The 17764-nt window shown below is 43.9% G+C and carries 15 protein-coding genes; 8 read left to right on the forward strand and 7 right to left on the reverse strand.

Annotated features, from left to right (window positions below):
• Positions 1 to 139: 139 nt before the first annotated feature.
• The 7 genes from CIK88_RS10045 (at position 140) to CIK88_RS10075 (ending at position 11210) form a co-directional block, all read left to right on the forward strand.
• Complete coding sequence (locus CIK88_RS10045) at positions 140 to 1012, forward strand: RNA polymerase sigma factor RpoD/SigA (protein ID WP_094390217.1); 873 nt, start codon at positions 140 to 142, stop codon at positions 1010 to 1012.
• Between the two features lie 38 nt (positions 1013 to 1050).
• A complete protein-coding gene (locus CIK88_RS10050) occupies positions 1051 to 3072 on the forward strand; it encodes a DUF5686 family protein (RefSeq protein ID WP_144007344.1) in 2022 nt (673 codons plus the stop codon).
• Positions 3066 to 6320 carry an exodeoxyribonuclease V subunit beta gene (locus CIK88_RS10055; RefSeq protein WP_094436223.1) on the forward strand — a complete coding sequence of 1085 codons (3255 nt, stop codon included), beginning with the start codon at positions 3066 to 3068 and terminating at the stop codon, positions 6318 to 6320. The genes CIK88_RS10050 and CIK88_RS10055 overlap by 7 nt, the downstream gene beginning before the upstream one ends.
• On the forward strand, positions 6317 to 9091 hold the full coding sequence (locus CIK88_RS10060; protein WP_094436225.1) for a PD-(D/E)XK nuclease family protein: 2775 nt from the start codon (positions 6317 to 6319) through the stop codon (positions 9089 to 9091). The genes CIK88_RS10055 and CIK88_RS10060 overlap by 4 nt, the downstream gene beginning before the upstream one ends.
• A gap of 95 nt (positions 9092 to 9186) precedes the next feature.
• Positions 9187 to 9915, forward strand: coding sequence for an RNA methyltransferase (locus CIK88_RS10065; protein WP_094436227.1), 729 nt, complete (start codon positions 9187 to 9189; stop codon positions 9913 to 9915).
• Positions 9916 to 10825: 910 nt separating this feature from the next.
• The gene (locus CIK88_RS10070; protein WP_254046886.1) at positions 10826 to 11023 is read left to right on the forward strand and encodes a prevent-host-death family protein; all 198 of its coding nucleotides are present in this window, start codon (positions 10826 to 10828) and stop codon (positions 11021 to 11023) included.
• The gene (locus CIK88_RS10075) at positions 11013 to 11210 is read left to right on the forward strand and encodes a hypothetical protein (RefSeq protein ID WP_094436231.1); all 198 of its coding nucleotides are present in this window, start codon (positions 11013 to 11015) and stop codon (positions 11208 to 11210) included. The genes CIK88_RS10070 and CIK88_RS10075 overlap by 11 nt, the downstream gene beginning before the upstream one ends.
• A gap of 234 nt (positions 11211 to 11444) precedes the next feature.
• On the opposite strand, the gene CIK88_RS10080 is transcribed toward CIK88_RS10075, so the two are convergent.
• From CIK88_RS10080 to CIK88_RS10105, 6 genes are all read right to left on the reverse strand, one after another.
• A complete protein-coding gene (locus CIK88_RS10080) occupies positions 11445 to 12410 on the reverse strand; it encodes a hypothetical protein (protein WP_094436233.1) in 966 nt (321 codons plus the stop codon).
• A gap of 3 nt (positions 12411 to 12413) precedes the next feature.
• A complete protein-coding gene (locus CIK88_RS10085) occupies positions 12414 to 13463 on the reverse strand; it encodes a hypothetical protein (RefSeq protein WP_144269602.1) in 1050 nt (349 codons plus the stop codon).
• A gap of 18 nt (positions 13464 to 13481) precedes the next feature.
• Positions 13482 to 14255, reverse strand: coding sequence for a hypothetical protein (locus CIK88_RS10090; protein WP_158214673.1), 774 nt, complete (start codon positions 14253 to 14255; stop codon positions 13482 to 13484).
• 216 nt (positions 14256 to 14471) lie between these two features.
• Positions 14472 to 14684, reverse strand: a complete 213-nt coding sequence (locus CIK88_RS10095) for a helix-turn-helix domain-containing protein (protein ID WP_094436239.1) — start codon at positions 14682 to 14684, stop codon at positions 14472 to 14474.
• Between the two features lie 50 nt (positions 14685 to 14734).
• Positions 14735 to 16021 carry a DNA cytosine methyltransferase gene (locus CIK88_RS10100; protein WP_216820881.1) on the reverse strand — a complete coding sequence of 429 codons (1287 nt, stop codon included), beginning with the start codon at positions 16019 to 16021 and terminating at the stop codon, positions 14735 to 14737.
• Positions 16022 to 16036: 15 nt separating this feature from the next.
• Complete coding sequence (locus CIK88_RS10105) at positions 16037 to 16354, reverse strand: hypothetical protein (RefSeq protein WP_094436241.1); 318 nt, start codon at positions 16352 to 16354, stop codon at positions 16037 to 16039.
• A gap of 774 nt (positions 16355 to 17128) precedes the next feature.
• Between CIK88_RS10105 and CIK88_RS10115 the strand changes: the two genes are divergently transcribed.
• Positions 17129 to 17431 (forward strand): hypothetical protein, encoded by a 303-nt coding sequence (locus CIK88_RS10115; RefSeq protein WP_094436245.1) that lies wholly within the window; start codon positions 17129 to 17131, stop codon positions 17429 to 17431.
• A 109-nt stretch (positions 17432 to 17540) separates the two neighbouring features.
• Here the strand turns inward: CIK88_RS10115 and CIK88_RS12425 are convergent, their stop codons facing one another.
• Positions 17541 to 17639: a smalltalk protein gene (locus tag CIK88_RS12425; RefSeq protein ID WP_158214619.1), complete on the reverse strand. Its 99-nt coding sequence runs from the start codon at positions 17637 to 17639 to the stop codon at positions 17541 to 17543.
• Positions 17640 to 17764: the final 125 nt, after the last annotated feature.

The following is a 17764-nucleotide window of genomic DNA, read 5'->3' on the forward strand; positions in this document are numbered from 1 at the left end:
ATTTTTTAATATAAAAAAGTTGTTAAAAACGTGCAGCGTATTGATTTTTTTAGTAAATTTGCAGAGATTTTTGAGTACATTTTATGTACTTTATTGATTTTCAAGAGGTTAAGTTAAAAAAGAAGAAGATTTAAAAAGGATGAGACAGCTTAAAATTCAGAAAAGTATCACGAATCGTTCGAGTGAAGCACTTGATAAGTATCTTGTAGAAATCGGACGTGCCCCGCTGATTAGTGTTGACGAAGAAATCGAACTTGCACAAAAGATCCGCAAAGGTGGTCCTGAGGGTGAGCGTGCAAAAGACAAACTTGTCACAGCCAATCTGCGTTTCGTGGTTTCCGTGGCCAAACAATACCAGCACCAAGGTCTGACCTTGACTGATTTGATTGACGAAGGAAACATTGGATTGATTAAGGCTGCTCAGAAATTTGATGAGACACGCGGCTTTAAATTCATTTCCTATGCAGTATGGTGGATTCGCCAGTCTATTCTTCAGGCTATTGCAGAGCAAAGCCGTATCGTGCGTTTGCCTCTGAACCAGGTTGGAAGTCTGAACAAGATTACCCACGAGATCAACAAATTCGAACAGGAACATCAGCGTCATCCTTCTGTTGCTGAGTTGAGCGACGCTACCAATCTCGACGAAGAGAAGATTGGTCAGAGTTTGATGGCTGATGGTCACCATGTTAGTATTGACGCCCCATTCCAAGAGGGTGAAGACAACTGTATGCTTGACGTTATGGCAGGTGGTGATGATTCACGTACCGACCGTCATGTAGATCACGAGTCAATGGCTCAGGAGCTCAATGCCGTATTGAAGAAAGTGCTGAAAGATCGTGAGATTACCATTATCAGCCAATGCTTCGGAATTGGTTGCCACGAAAAGGGTCTTGAGGAAATCGGCGACCAGTTGGGACTCACTCGCGAGCGTGTCCGTCAGATTCGCGAAAAGAGCATCACCAAGTTGCGCGAATCGGGCAACGCTAAGATATTGATGAAATATTTGGGATAAAGTTTGGATGCCTTGGAATTTTTCCGTAATTTTGAGGCATGAAACACCCATCCGCCAGAATAATGATGCTGGGCATGATGATTTTCATGTCCAGCATCTTTGTTTATGCGAGTCAGCCAACAGACTCGTTATTAATTCAGCGTGTATGGGAGTATGGGCGAAAATTACCCGTGTTTTATTCCGATTCCACTTCAAACTCATATATGCGGTATGTGATAGATGCCAGACGCCGCAACCCTATTCTGTTTCTTGTGCCAAGCATGTATGTTGTAGCGAAGGGAGAACGGAGGTACATCGGAGAAGTGTATGGCAAACTGAATATTGACAAGGACGGCCATTTCAAGATGAAGCGACAGGTGGTGAGTGGTACTATCCCTCGCAATCGGAGCGTGATGCCCACCACCTTGGAATATCTCACCCCCGACCTTTATGGCAAGACCATCTACGACCAGCGTCTTTTGTCGCCATTTCATCGCAGCAACAGACATTTCTACCGCTTTACAACACATCATGTTTCTAATAACATGTTTCGTATCGACTTCCGCCCCCGTCTGAACAATACACAATTGGTTACAGGTAATGCCATTGTAGATCAACGAACAGGACGGATCCATCTAGCCTCTTTCAAAGGCGAATACGATATGATTGCTTTCCGCGTGCAGGTGATTCCCAACACCGACGAACGGGAATTACGCTTACCTCAATGGTGCTCTACCGAGGCACATCTGGGATTTATTGGCAATAGTATTGATGCTCGCTTCATAGCAACCTACAATGCTCCAAAGGAGGTAGCTGACACCATCCACATTCAGGCTGACAGAAAGATGATGGACACCTTGCGCACCACACCGCTTGGTAAACTGGAGAATGAGATCTACGCCCATTACCATTCGATGAGGTCGAAAACAGACAGTATAGGTCAAGATACTATCAAGCGCAGCAAATGGAAGGAATGGGCTGTTGATGTGATTGGCGATCAACTCATCAGCAGCATGAGCCTGAATGCTGGAGGTGCAAGTATCAAGGCGTCGCCTCTCTTCAACCCGTTGTATTTGAGCTATAGTCAGAGTCGGGGTTTGGCGTATAAAATGAAAATCAGCATGCAATACGCTTGGAATGCTCATCGATACCTCACTTTCACACCACGCCTGGGTTATAATTTCAAAATCAAGCAGTTCTACTTTACTGCCCCACTCCGCATGACGTACAATCCGAAAAGAGATGGATATGCAGAGGTGATATGGGCTAACGGTAATAGAATCATCAATTCCAGCGTTATTGATAAGATCAACAACAGATCGCAGGCGGCTACTGACGAACAGCTGGGCGAGCTGCAATATTTCAACGACAACAACCTCAAGATGGTCAATAATATAGGTATAACAGACTGGTTTGAGGTGACGGCCGGTTTGATTTACCACCAACGTACTGCGGTCAACAAGAAAATGATGCAAGAGGCTGGACATCCTGTGACGTATCGAAGTTTCTCTCCTTTGCTGACGTTACAGTTCACGCCCTGGAAAAAAGGTCCCATCCTCACAGCCAATTACGAGCGCAGCATCCGTAATGTACTACGGTCTAACCTGGAATACGAACGGTGGGAGTTTGATGCGACCTACCAGAAGCGAATGGACTGCATGCGCCTTCTTAATGTAAGATTTGGAGGAGGCTTCTATACCAACCAGAAGACAAGTTATTTCGTGGATTATGCCAATTTCAGAGATGAGAACTTGCCCAACGGTTGGGATGACGATTGGACTGGACAGTTTCAGTTGTTGTCACGCAACTGGTATAATGCCTCGGATTATTATCTTCGTGGTCATGTGTCCTATGAATCGCCGTTACTGATGCTGTCTTGGATGCCATGGATAGGCCGTTACATAGAAACCGAGCGTATCTACCTCAGCACCTTGTCGATAGAACACACACGGCCCTATACCGAGATCGGCTACGGCTTCACCACGCGTTTCGTATCCATCGGACTCTTTGCCAGTTTCCTCAAGACGCAATATCAGGAAATTGGTTGTAAATTCACCTTTGAACTTTTCAGAAAATGGTAACAAATCCAACATCCCCTATTCGTCCGCTGACCGTCTATAAGGCGAGTGCCGGAAGTGGTAAGACCTTTACACTTGCCACCGAATACATCAAACTGCTGGTGGCTAATCCGCAGAACTATCATCAGATTCTTGCCGTGACCTTTACCAATAAGGCTACGGAAGAGATGAAACAACGTATTCTCAGCCAACTCTATGGCATTTGGAATGAACTGCCCGACTCGCAAAGCTATGCTGCAAAGGTGGAGGCAGAAACTGGTCTTGATGCTGCTGTCGTCAGACAACGTGCTGGCATTGCCTTGCATCTGCTCATCCATAACTATCATCAGTTTCGCGTACAGACCATTGATGCCTTTTTCCAAAGTGTGTTGCGCAACCTTGCACGCGAACTGAACCTTACTGCCAATCTGCAGGTGGGAATCAATGGTGTTCAGGTGGAATCGCTCGCGGTAGATATGATGTTGGAAAACCTCAAGAGCAGCGACCCTATGCTGCAATGGCTCTTGGGCTATATCATGGAAAATATCAAAGACGACAAAGGATGGACCAATAGCGACACGCGCAACAATACACTACTCCATGATATCAAGTATTTCGGATGTACCATCTTCCACGATGACTACAAGAAGCACCGTGAAATCCTTGAAGAAGTGATGCAGCGCGATGGGTTTATAGAATCATACGTCAAACAGTTACGCGACGTTGCGCAAGATGCTGAAAAATGTTTCAGGCAAACCAGTGAATCGTTTTTCGAAACCCTTGAAGACAACAACCTCACCATGGCTGATCTCCCCTATGGAAAATCGGGCGTAGCTGGTTTGTTTGTCAGCATCGGTAATGGTAAATACGAGGAGGACATCATCGGCAAACGTGCCTTGGCATGCTTGGAGAGTGCCGACAACTGGGCTTCTAAGAAACACCCGCGACGCCAAGAGATTATCGCCCTTGCCGAGTCCAAGCTGATTCCTCTTCTCCGTTTCGTCATAGAGAACCGTGAGAGTAAATGGAAAATCATCAACTCATCACGACTGACGTTGAGCCACCTCAACAACCTGCGCCTGTTGCATAGTATTGAGCAGACCGTCAAACAGATCAACGAAGAGTCTAACACCTTTCTCCTGAGCGATACGCAACATCTGCTCCATGAACTGATCGGCGAGTCCGATACGCCGTTCGTCTTTGAGAAGATTGGTGCACAACTGCGACATGTCATGATCGATGAATTTCAAGACACCTCGACCATACAATGGGAGAATTTCAAAATTCTCCTACAGGAATGTATGAGCCATGGGGAGTCGCGCGACCTGATTGTGGGCGATGTGAAACAGAGCATCTACCGTTGGCGGTCTGGCGACTGGCGACTGCTCAACGATATCGAACGGCAGTTTCCTAGCAACATGATGCAAGTGGAATCGCTGCAAACCAATTATCGGTCGCAGCGCAATATCATCGATTTCAACAATACTTTCTTTACCACCTTGGCAAAGCAGGAATACGCCGACTTGACAGAGGAGGATATCCATGGTGCGGCATCTCTCGAACATGCCTACCATGATGTTTGCCAACAAGTACCCGACGCCAAGCCGGATCAAGGGTATGTGGAAATACAGCTCCTGCCTACCGAGGACTATAGCCAGCATACGCTGGAACTCCTGACGTCCCGTATCAGTCAACTGCTTGATGAGGGGGTACGGCAGTCGGACATCGCCATCCTCACGCGCACCAATACGGTGATTGGTGGTATTGCCAATTATATCACGGGTGAGTTGCCTGATGTCAACGTGGTGAGCGATGAGGCATTCAGACTGGACTATGCTGCACCTGTCAATCTGATTGTTGATGCCTTGTGGCTGTTGGCCCACCCCAACGACAAACTCGTCAAAGCACAACTGGTGAAGAATTACCATCAACTCATTCTCGACGATGTGAGCTGGACGCAAAGAGACTGCCTCCTTGCCACCAAAGACCTCGATGAGATGTTGCCCGAACCCTTTGTCAACGGGATGGAGGATCTGGTTCAGTTGCCATTGTTAGAACTGGCAGAACGAATCTACGATGTCTTCTCGTTACATCGTGTAACAAGCCAAAGTGCATACGTCTGTAAGTTTTTCGACATCCTTAGCGATTTCGCCATGGACAACAGTACGGGTATTGAAGCCTTCATAGACTATTGGAATCAGGACGCACATAAAAAGACCATCCAGAGCGACCAGGTGGAGGGAATACGCATCCTCACCATCCATAAGAGTAAAGGACTGGAGTACGACCATGTCATCATCCCCTACTGCAGTTGGAAAATGGAAATGGACGATACGCTGTGGTGTCACCCACAGGTGGAACCCTTCAACCAACTTCCAGTTGCCTTGATTGACTACAGCAAGAGAATGCGTGAAAGCATCTATGCTTCCGATTATGAAGAGGAACACCTTCAGCTGACAGTCGATAACCTCAACATCCTCTATGTCGCTTTTACCAGAGCTTCCAAGAGTCTTTTCGTCATTGGTAAGCGCCAATCGGCCAAGACGCGTTCTTCCCAAATCATGAAGGTGTTGCCGCAGGTTGCCGATCATCTTGCCGGAAGTACCATCGAGGGCATAGAAGATGAGGAGGCGAACGTTGTCTTTACCTACGGCACGCCTGCAACACACACGCAGAAGACGCAGAAGCGTAGCGACAACGTGTTCCTGCAGATTCCAACGCCTCTTGAGGTTTCTATGAAGACGTTCCAACAGAACACACAGTTCCGCCAGAGCAACAAAAGCATGGAGTTTGTGGCTGATGAAAACGATGAAGAGACGCTTACTGCCCAATCATACATCAAGATGGGTAATGTGCTCCACCATGTGTTCTCTACCATTCGTACCGTTGACGATATAGAGCGTGCCCTGTTGCAACTGGAACAGGAAGGTATCATCTACGACCAGGAGATTACTACGGCACGCCTCAAAGACATGCTGCGCAAGCGTTTACAGGACAGTCGCGTCAAGGCATGGTTCTCGCCATCTTGGACGCTTTATAATGAATGTACCATTCTTTCTACCGATGACAACGGCCATGTCGTGGAACGGCGGCCTGACCGCGTGATGAGCGACGGCGAACGTTTTGTCGTGGTCGATTTCAAGTTTGGACGCCCCAAACCTGAACACCAAACCCAGGTCAAGGAATACATGGAACTGATCCGGAAGATGGGACATTCACAGGTAGAGGGTTTCCTCTGGTATGTTTATACTAATAAAATTGAAACGGTATGAAGACATTTCTTGAATTTGTAGCAGAAGATATTATCAGCAAACAAGGCACAGACCTCTCACGGACGGCAATTGTTTTCCCCAACAAGCGTGCCTCGTTGTTCATCAACGAGCACCTCGCCCGATTGGCTGACCGCCCCATCTGGAGTCCGGCCTACCTCACCATTAGCGAACTCTTCCGGTCGCAATCGGAATGGAGCGTTGCCGATCCCATCAAACTGGTGAGCGATATCCATAAGACGTTTGTTGAGGTGACGGGAATTGATGAAACCTTAGACCACTTCTACGGCTGGGGACAGCTCCTCCTTGCCGATTTCGATGATATCGACAAAAACAGGGCTGATGCCGATCATGTCTTTGCCAATATCCGTGACCTTCACGAACTCGACGACATCAGTTATCTGACCGATGAACAACGTGCTGTCATTAAGCGCTTTTTCAGCAATTTCAACGATGACGATCATTCAGAACTTAAACAGCGGTTCCTGAAACTGTGGCAACACTTTGCCGATATCTATCATCGCTTCCGTCAGAGACTGGCTGACCAACAACTGGCATACGAGGGTATGTTGTATCGGGATGTGGTAGAGAACAGATCCATCACCCTGAACTACGATACCTATATTTTCGTGGGCTTCAATCTCCTCAACAAGGTGGAGCAGGCGCTCTTCCGACATCTGCAACAGCAAGGTAAGGCTAAATTCTATTGGGATTTCGATGACTATTATATGAAAGGACATGAGGCTGGATTCTTTATCTCTCAATACCTCTCCACCTTTCCCAACGAACTCGATCACTCACGGGAAGAGATCTATCGACAGTTTGCAAACGACAAACAGATCCGGTTTGTTGCTGCGCCAACAGAAAATATTCAAGCACATTATATTGCCGATTGGCTCGCTGATGAACAGCGGAAAAATGGTGGGAAACGCACGGCGATCCTCCTCTGCAACGAGAACCTCCTGCCCATGGTGATCCATTCCATTCCCGACAATATCGGAAAGGTCAATATCACCACGGGCTACCCCTTGGCGCAAACGCCCATCGCTTCACTCCTCGCTCTATTGGTGGCATGGCAAACCTCAAACAAGCCAAAGTTTTACTATAAGACAATCCGTCAACATCCTTACAACAAATGGATTACCGACGAACTGCTCGATAGTTGCCAACAGCAGAGCGACTCCCGTATCCATGCCATCCTCGATTGGCTATGCACCATCATCCGCACCATTGCCACCGACATGAGTCAGACCACTGACGCCGACCCTAATGCCATGGCATTACGATCGGAATCCATATTCCGCGCCTATACGTTAGTAAACCGTATGAAGGGATTGGCTGCTGATGGTGACCTGAATATTGATAGCGTCACCCTGCAACGCTTGCTCCGACAGTTGATACAGTCCACATCCATTCCATTTCATGGAGAACCGGCAGAAGGCATACAGGTCATGGGAATACTCGAATCGCGCAACCTCGATTTCGACCACGTCATACTCCTGTCGTGCAACGAAGGCAATATGCCTAAAGGCGTCAACGACAGCTCATTCATTCCCCACAGCCTCAGAAAGGTGTACGGACTGACCACCGTCGAACACAAGACGGCTATCTATGCTTACTACTTCCACAGACTTCTGCAGCGTGCCACCGATATCACCTTGGTGTATAACAACGGTACTGACGATGGCAATGCCCATGAGATGAGTCGTTTCATGCTCCAACTCATGGTTGAAGCTCCACAGACCATTCAGCATCACTATCTCAAAGCACAACAGGAACCGACCATTATGCAACCGCAGGCGATTAGCAAGACACCGGAAATCATGCAGATCCTCTACCGTAGATTTGTCAAACGCCCGAATACCAACAGGCCGCTGCTCACTCCGAAAGCCATCAACAGCTACCGTTCCTGCCCGTTGCAGTTCTTCTATCAGTATGTGTCCAACCTCTACGAACTCGATGATGATGAACTGCAGATTGACGACCGCCTTTTCGGTATTATCTTCCATGATGCTGCCCAACACCTTTATGAACAGATGACGCAACATGGATGCCGGATTGAAAAGGCGCAGATTAGCCAGCTGCTGAAGTCAAAGACGGCCGTCGCCCAGGCTGTTGACACGGCTTTTCGCAAACAATTACCTGCCGGTGCTGCGCTCAACGGACTGCAACTCATCAATCGGGAGGTGATTATCCATTACTTGCGCCAACTGCTGAAGTTAGACTACCGACAGGCTCCTTTTGAGGTCTATAAACTCGAAGGACAGGTGATGTACGACTGGCAAGTGAAGATGGGCGACCGACAGTTTACTACTACGATTGGCGGTACGATAGACCGCCTCGATGCTGTTGATTGCGATACTGCCAAAGAGCGCATCCGTGTGGTGGACTACAAGACGGGAGGAAGCCAGATGAAGATGGCAAAAGACGTGGATGATATCTTTGCCGACAACGACTCGCATCGTGGCTATTATCTCCAGACGCTGCTCTATGGCAATATCGTGGCGACCGACAGATCCGTCAATCCCCACCAGTTGCCGGTAAGCCCTGCCCTACTCTTCATCCAGCATGCCGCTTCCGACGATTACGACCCGACCCTCTGTTTTGGTAAGGAACCCATCAGCGACATACTTCCCTATCTGGAAGATTTCAATAGTCACCTAAAGACTGTGATCGACGAGATCTTCAATCCTGAGGTTGACTTCACGCCATCTCCCGATGGGAAAAGCTGTTCCAATTGTCCCTATACCAAACTCTGTGGTAAGATATCATAGGATGAGGCGAATGTCCAACAAGATAATCCATGTCATGTGGGAGAAAAAACAGTTTTGTTTTGGTTTTTCGCCCACATCATCGTAACTTTGCACCAATGATTAGCAAAAACCAAATAAAATGGGTTCACAGTCTCGAACTCAAGAAGAACCGCCGTCGTGAAGGACTTTTCGTTGCAGAAGGTCCGAAAGTGGTAGGCGACCTCCTGCGTGCCGGTTTCAAGGCACGTCAGATTTTCGCCACTACGATGATGACAGCCGACACACAACTCGTTACCAACGAAGAACTCCAGCGCATCAGTTTCTTGCAACATCCGCAAGAGGTGTTGGCCGTACTTGAAATCCCCGCAAACACCGCCCCCATAGCCCCAGAAGGTCATCTCTCGCTGGCACTTGATGGTGTCCAGGACCCAGGCAACGTAGGAACCATCATCCGTATAGCCGATTGGTTTGGCATCGACTGCATCTATTGTTCCCCCGACACCGCAGACATTTACAATCCCAAGGTAGTACAAGCCACCATGGGAAGCATCGCCCATTTACCCATCGTCTATACTGACCTCCCACAATTTCTCGACAGCCTTCCTGAAACATTCCCAGTCTATGGCACATTGCTCGATGGCAACAACATCTATGACCAATCCCTTACCAGTGAAGGCATTATCGTGATGGGAAATGAAGGAAACGGAATCTCCGAAGCGATACGCCAACGCATCACCCGTCGCATCCTCATCCCCAATTTCCATCAGGGTAGCGAGCGCGCAGAGAGTCTGAATGTCGCCATTGCCACAGCCATCACTTGCTCCGAATTCCGCCGCAGACAGTAGTGTATTCTTTTATTATCCACGGGACACACGGAGTGTTTAGTTTAAAGGTTATAGGTTAGAGGTTAGTGGTTAGCGTTAAGTGCTTAGTGCTTAGTGGTTAGTGTTAAGGTTAAGGTTAAGGTTAAGGTTAAGGTTAAGGTTAAGGTTAGAGATTCTAGTTAAAGATTTTGTTCAAGATTCTTGTTTAGATTTACCATAGGTTATTTTTGTCGCGACTCGGCAAAGAATAAATTTTTGGATTTATTCTCTGCTCTCGCTGCTACAAAAATTTCGAGCCTGTAAGGCGATCCATAATAAAATTCGTTCCAAAAGCGAGGTATTCGAGAGAATTTTCAGTCAGGATTTTTATTTTAAGATTTTGTTTTCAGCCTACCTGAATAATAGATTGATTTCTGGCCAGAGGCCATTTTTTTCTTAAAGATTTCCCCCAAAGATTTCTTGCGAAGCAACCCCGAAAAATCCACGGAACACACGGAGGACACGGAGAAAGATTTTCATAGGATGATAAAGACCACTCCCTCAAACCTCAAACCTCATACCTCAGACTTAAAACCTCAGACCTCAGATTCCAGACCCAGACAAACGAGAATATTAAGAACTTGAGGCGGTAAACGTTGAGACAGGGAGATAGGTTCTATGGTTACCAAATAATGTTAATTGGTTACCATTTCTTTTGCCCTTTCAATAAAAAAGCGTATCTTTGCAGAAGAAAGGGTGTACCTCAGCAATTGAAGTGAGCTTCTTTGCGCTCGGTTTGGATAAAATCCTCATGCTCAGGAGTGAGAATAAATTCTCTCTTCATTCGCTCAATCGGATTTTTGCACTTTCTTTGCATCGTAAACAATTATATTGAATTATGGTTATAGTTAGCACAAGAGACTTTCACACTAATCAGACAAAGTATCTGAATTTGGCAAAAGCAGGAGAGCACGTGGTCCTAAAATCGCGTGCTGGCAGTTTCCGCATCTGCCCCGATGACGGAAGTGACACCATTGACGCACCGCGCGACTTAATGAAAGAACTTAGAAACGCTTTGACAGAGGTAAAGGAAGCCATTGCCGGAAAGCGTAAACTTCAGTCTGCTGAGAGTTTGCTCGATGAGTTGTAATATTACCGTATCGGTTTCTGACGACTTCTCAAAAGAAGCAAAACGTCTCGCTAAGAAATATCCAAGTTTTAAACAAGACTACAAGGAGATTCTTGAAAGCATTAAGAATAATCCTCTGCAAGGCGACGAGATTGCAAAAAACATACGCAAAAATCCGTTTTCAGAAACTGTCAACTGTCAACTGTAACGCTTGGTGTGAATTGGCATGGTCCAAGAAACAGTCCCTGTCCTCGTGTTTCAAGAATCCGAAACCTATTTTTCCTTTTCAAAAACTGTAATACTGTAAGCTGTAAGAATTATAAGTCATGATGTCAATGGCCTGTCACTGTGACACCTCGTCGAATCCACAATCCCTTAGTTTTTGTACAACCTCGGGATAGTATTTGTTGCGCCATGATGATGCTACGTAAATTCTTGTCATTTAATTCATTCTAACGGTATAACTGAAATTGTGCTTTGGAGACCTCGGACCAAAAATAAAGGCATAGGAATACAATTCTGGATTCTGAGAGAAATCCAAATCGGCACCATTTCCAAAATACTTTTTCGTTGATGCAGTTCCCTTGTGGATAATGTATTTCAAGGGTAAGTCTAATGACATACCCATCATACGGCATATTTCATCCCTATATTCTAGGATATTGCCTAACAAGTTGCCTTGATCATCCGTAACATTCTTGAATGCTCCATCAATACCACTACAATTAAATTCTCTTGTAAAGAAATAGCCTGTTCTATCCTTAACCTTGAAGTTCTGGTTTGGATCGGCTTGATTTATGTAGGTTATCATGGAACTAATTGATTTTGCGTTACCAGACAATCTCAATAGCCATGGCCACCATTCCTCTGTATTTGCCTTATATCGACCAAGAGAAGAGAACAGAGCATCATCAGCACGAAGCAAAATATCTCCGACAGTAAGGTCGTACTTAACAGCTTTAGGACTTGTTATTGAGTGAAGCAATGGCAACTGTACATGCACACCTTCTTTTTCCATCAGAGCAATGAGAAAATGAACGGTTCCGAACGGATATTTGTGAAAATAGTCTCCGCTGAATGTTCTGCCCTCACGCATGATGTTTGGGTTGATTTTGGTTTGTAGGGCTGCAATGCGTTTATTGTGAGCATCGTCATAACCAATTATATGTTGTTCAATGCAAACAACATCCGGGTTAGTGACGTACAAATCAATGTAAACTGGTTTATTTATTGCATCTACAGTTGAGTTCTCATACTGAGGATCAATCCAGACGCAATCCCAACTATTGCTAAATCCTACGACCTTACAACCGTAGTATTTCTGCAATATCATTCCTGATAACATGCCATCAATATCTGAATTGATGACGATATTCTTATTCTTTGCAAAAAGTTCTCTTAGAGTCATATGTTATTGCATATCAATGGTAAAACTAAAGTTCTGATTTCCTAGGACTCCATACTCGTCTGGACAAAAGATGAAGGCATAAGAGAAAATCTGATGGTTCATAAATATGTAATCCGCGGAGAAGTCGGGAAACATATCTAGCCACGTTGTACGGCAATATTTGCCCTTATGAGCAATATAATGAGTCGGAATTACCAGGTTTTGGATGCCGAGCAGGGATGCTATCGTATTGATATAGGTCGAAACATTTGGTAGTATGTTACCGTTTTCATCAACCACTTTGTTAAATCCGCCATCTCCTGACCTGCATCCGAAATTGTCTTTGAAATATTCTTTTGTCCTTGCCTTTATCTTAGCAACGTCATCCTTCATCTGGGTTTCATACTCATTCGCTGTATGATTTCTCTTCCTGCCCTGCAATGGTTTCGCATCGACAACAGCTTTGGATTCTGCATACAAGTTGTCGAGGTATGTCTTCAAGTTGAGTATGTTACCGGCAGGAGCCAACCTGAGAAGCCAGTTCCACCAGTTCAATGCATTTTCACGATACGCATATATTGTCGTTTGCATTGCATCGTCAGGACGATTAAACAAGTCACCATACGTAATATTAGAATTGGGGAGGTTGTCTATCAAATTTGGCAATTGAACATCAATTCCTTCATTCTCTAACCTAGCAAGAATGTACTGGAAGGTACCAAACGGATATTTGTTTGCGAATCCGTCTTTGGTAAATATCCTCAGGTTATTTTCGTCATCACTCTGGGGGCTGAAAATGCGTCCGCTCTCTCTAATCCTACTCATATGTTGATCGTTAAGAGCGACGACATGCTGATCGATACAAGTCGCCCTCGGATCGGTCACAAACATATCAACATATATATTTGCATATAGGTCATTATGTGCATCGGCAAGCCATACGGTCTCCTTGCTGTTTGTAAAACCAACGATATTGCAATTGCAATACTTTACCAACAAAAGGCCGGACAGAATGCCATCAATATCTGTATTGATGACGATGTTGGGGTTCTGTTCAAATAGTTCTCGCAGCATGGTGGTATTATTGAATGACTATTTTTCTACACTAAAATTCCATGAAGAAAAAGGCTGACCATAAGCCATTTCCACACCTTGGCAAACAACATCTGGGTTAAGTTTCTTGCATTTCTCCACAAAGCCATTATTAAACTTAACCTGCATGTGACCTACCATAATGCCATCCAGATAGAAAGCAACATAGGAAGTCTGATACTTGCCAACCGTTACATCATTGGCACGGCTCATGTCGATAGTTTGTGGTTTAGTTTTCAAAGTGTAACCATAATTGCCGTAGGTAACAACCCAGAACTCTATTGGTGAATCGCTATGGAATAATGCACTCAAAAGTGTTGTCTTATTCCTTACGTTGCGCCAGTTTGCTATGACTGCATCACGAATCAGGTCAATGTACTGGTCAGTTGTATTACTTGGCTTTCTTTTGCGAAACCAGTTGTTTACATTTCCATATGCATTTGTCATTTCCCTAATATACATATCCGTATATCGAGGTAACTGACCTCTGAGTTGAGCAATTTGAGCATCAGTTATAAAGTTTCTTCCTGTTACGTTCAAAGTACAGGTGTTTGCATATTTTACCGACAAACCAATCTTCTTTTTCTGCCCAGATCTATTTGTGACGTGCATGACGATATCTGCAGGTCCCACTTCATCGTTCTGAGTTTCAAAGGATGCATCAACCAGTACAAAACCAGCCGCTGACAAGGCACGTTCAATACTAGAAGTATCAGTTTCAGCAATGATCGATTTGACTTTTGCCACGTCATAGCGTCTATTGATAGCGTTCATCACTTGAGTTTGTTCATTTGGTTGATTCTTCAATAACTTGTAGAACAACGCAATCTCATATTCAACACCAGTGTTGATGTTGTTTGAGACTTCTGACAATGTACTAGTGTATAACATGATTCATTGATTTAAGCACGAAAAACCTACAATAAGTATCATTAAAAAAGGCACCGCTTATTGCGATGCCTTCTAATGTCTTTATGTAAGTTTTATCCGTCATGGTTCAATTAACTGGTTTACAGGAATGCCTAGCCCCGCTGCAATTTTCTGCAGGGAGAGATAGGAAGGATTTCTTTCGCCCCTTTCTAACATTCCTATGTAATTTCTATCTACATTGGATTTCTCTGCCAATTCAAATTGTGTAAGCCCTTGACTCTCACGCTTTGAACGAATCAGTTGACCCAATTTTATCAATTCTTCTTCACGCATAAATACCTACAATGAGTATCATGTAAAAAAAAGCACCGCTTTCGCAGTGCTTAATCTTCATCCCATTCAGGAAATTCTAGTCGAGGTTGGCCATCATCGCCTAACGGGAATTGTACGTTCTTGGAATATTTCTCTTGAAGTTCTTTGTCACCGAACATATAACGAGCAAAGAAACTGACCAGACCTACATTGATACTATTGCCAAATTGCTTGTATGCCTGTGGTCTCTTAACATCGTATTGGAAGGTGTCAGGAAAACTTTGCAGACGAGCGCACTCTCTTGGTGTCAAGAAACGTTTTCTTTTACCTACAATGCTGGTTTGAGTAATAGCAACCAAAGCAGGGAAATATGTTCCCGGCTTTACTCGCAGACCTGAAGGTCTAATTTGCATTATATGTTCCCAGATGTTTGGATTCTCTACATCGCCAACCTGCCATTCCAACTTTGCTTTAGAACCAAAGAAATTCTTGTTCTTCTTAGCTTTAGGAAGCCACTCAGCAAGAAACTCTTTGTTCTTTGACCATAATTCGTTATTCTTAATGACAAAGTTCTGAAGCCATTTTGGTTGTTGATCAAGTGTTTCAAAGAAAGGACTCTCTTCAATAGGACAAAGACAGTCTGCCCATATAGGGAAGCCTGGCAGTTTATCACACTTTATGTTCTGAATGAACTCATTCCAATTGTCAATCCATTCTATTTGGTCATCACGCAATTGGAACTTATCTAAATCAGGTATTTCGTTGTCATCCAACAAAATATCATCAATTGAGCACTTTGGTATCTTGTTGATGTTGAAATAGAACGGAGGCAATTTGCCAATATCCTTTCTAACACACATAATGAACACACGCTCACGATGTTGTGGTACACCAATATAATGCGGACTAAATATAACTGGTTCATCAATTACATTGTAGCCTAATTCATCCAAGTTATCATGAATAACCTTCCAAGTGTTACCATGGTCATGGCTAGCCAGATTTCTTACATTTTCAAGAAGAGCATATTTTGGTTGATGATGTTTCAAAATACGGCAAATGTCAAAAAACAGTGTACCCTTTGTCTCATCTGCAAATCCCAATCGCTTACCTGCTTTTGAGAATGCTTGACAAGGGAATCCACCGCAAAGAACATCATGTTCTGGAATGTCGGCAGCATCAACCTTTGTGATGTCACCATCAGGCTTTATGCCATAGTTATGTTCATAAGTCTTACGACAATCTGCATCAATATCACTGGCATAAACGCATTCACCACCTAAATCAGCCATGGCTTGGTGGAAACCGCCTATACCGCAGAATAAGTCAATAAACTTAAATCCTTTTTCTATGTTCATTTTAATTGTATATTATTATTTTACATTTATCATCCAATCAGGCCACTCTTCCTGCATATACTCTTCGTATGAGATTGCCATCATATATGGATCATCCGTTTCTTCCTCAAAAGCAATAAAATGACCATCTTCTGCACTCAAAAATCCAGTGTTTCCATTGTGTTCTACGACAATGAAATCAGAAGACTTGTCCCACTCTATGGAGTCATAGATTGGAGGTACTATTATGTCGTTTTCTGGATGGTGAAGCCCATACTTACCATCAATTGTATATACTTCTATGCCGTTCCATTCTTGAACAACTTGTGAAGGATTATACTGTGGAGTTTGCACGATGAAATACGATTTTAGGAGTGAGTTGCCTCATTTCACATATCTAATGATATATAATTAGGTGCAAAGGTACGCATTTATCATGAAAAAACGCTATTTTGAACCCTAAAATGATACTTTTTGCATGTATTTTAACACTTTCAAGGCTGTCTGATACCCTATATTTGCAAAATAACGGTCAGAATGTTCAAAACTGTGCATAAAGTCTTACCAATTTTGTAACGTTTCTCGTTCTTTCCCTTCTATTGTATTTTACCACCATTTTTTATCGCCTATAACACCCATCCAAATGAAAGAAAATGAAAATTTCACTTGTTTTCCGTGTTAAGATATGTTAAGCAGATGTTTTCATTTTGGGGTTTTTGAAATTTTTGTTTCCAGTTTGTTTCTTTTGGTTGTTTTTGCTTTCGGAGAGTATTGACATTCAGTACTTTACAATTTGGAAGCAGATTCTCAAGAAGAAGATAATGAGTAGGTACAATCACAGAATCTTCCCTGTTTTTTTCTTTTCCAAAACTGTTATCTGTTATTTGTAACGCAAAAAATTCATTTATGGAAACTGTCAACTGTCAAATCCGTGAACGCCATTGATGTGTATGTGCATTTTGCTTTTCAAAAACTGTAAAACTGTAAAACTGTAAAACTGTAAAAACTCAAAATTGCATAAATAAAGGTATTTATAGGTTTGCTAATTAGTTATTTCTTCGTATATTTGCAACGTGAATATGCCTATGCATACAAAATAACCTTTTTAGCCACTAAAACGATAAATATATGAAAAAGGGATTGACTATTCTAATGCTTGCAGTAATGCTGCTGTCGTGTGAAAATGAAACCTCGTATGAGGCGTATCCAGAGATGGGTGAGTACTACACAGAATCTTGCGGATTGAAGGCTGTCAGTACCGATAGCGTGAAAAACTTTGCCGTGAAGGTTGATAACTTTGTTGTGAAGAATCCAGAAGCGAAGCAACACTCTTTGTACCCAAAGATTGTGGAGAATATCAAGGCTTCTTCGTTGAATTTTACCTTCACCTTTGACACTACCGATGGTGCAACAATAGATTTCCAGTTTTGAAAAGCTGAAAATATAGTTCTATTTACAAAAAAAGTCCGACAGCACGAAGTTGTCGGACTCTTTTTGTTACGCTATCTTTGTAGGATAGGTTGTTTGGAAATCAAAGTCATCACCCAATGGTGAAACCAAGGGCCGAGAGCACGGCGGTGATGGTGGTCAATGCAATGTTGATGATGACGCTCCACTTGTTTTTAGAATCTTGAGTCATAGTTTTCTGTTGATGATGTTGTGATAGTCTTTAATGCCGAGGAAGGTGGCACACAGTATCAAGAGCTGGGCAACGAGGATGAGGACGGATCCCGAAATCTCACCTTGCGGAGGCATCATCATGCC

This window comes from Prevotella sp. P5-50, from assembly GCF_002251295.1.
Taxonomy (GTDB): Bacteria; Bacteroidota; Bacteroidia; order Bacteroidales; family Bacteroidaceae; genus Prevotella.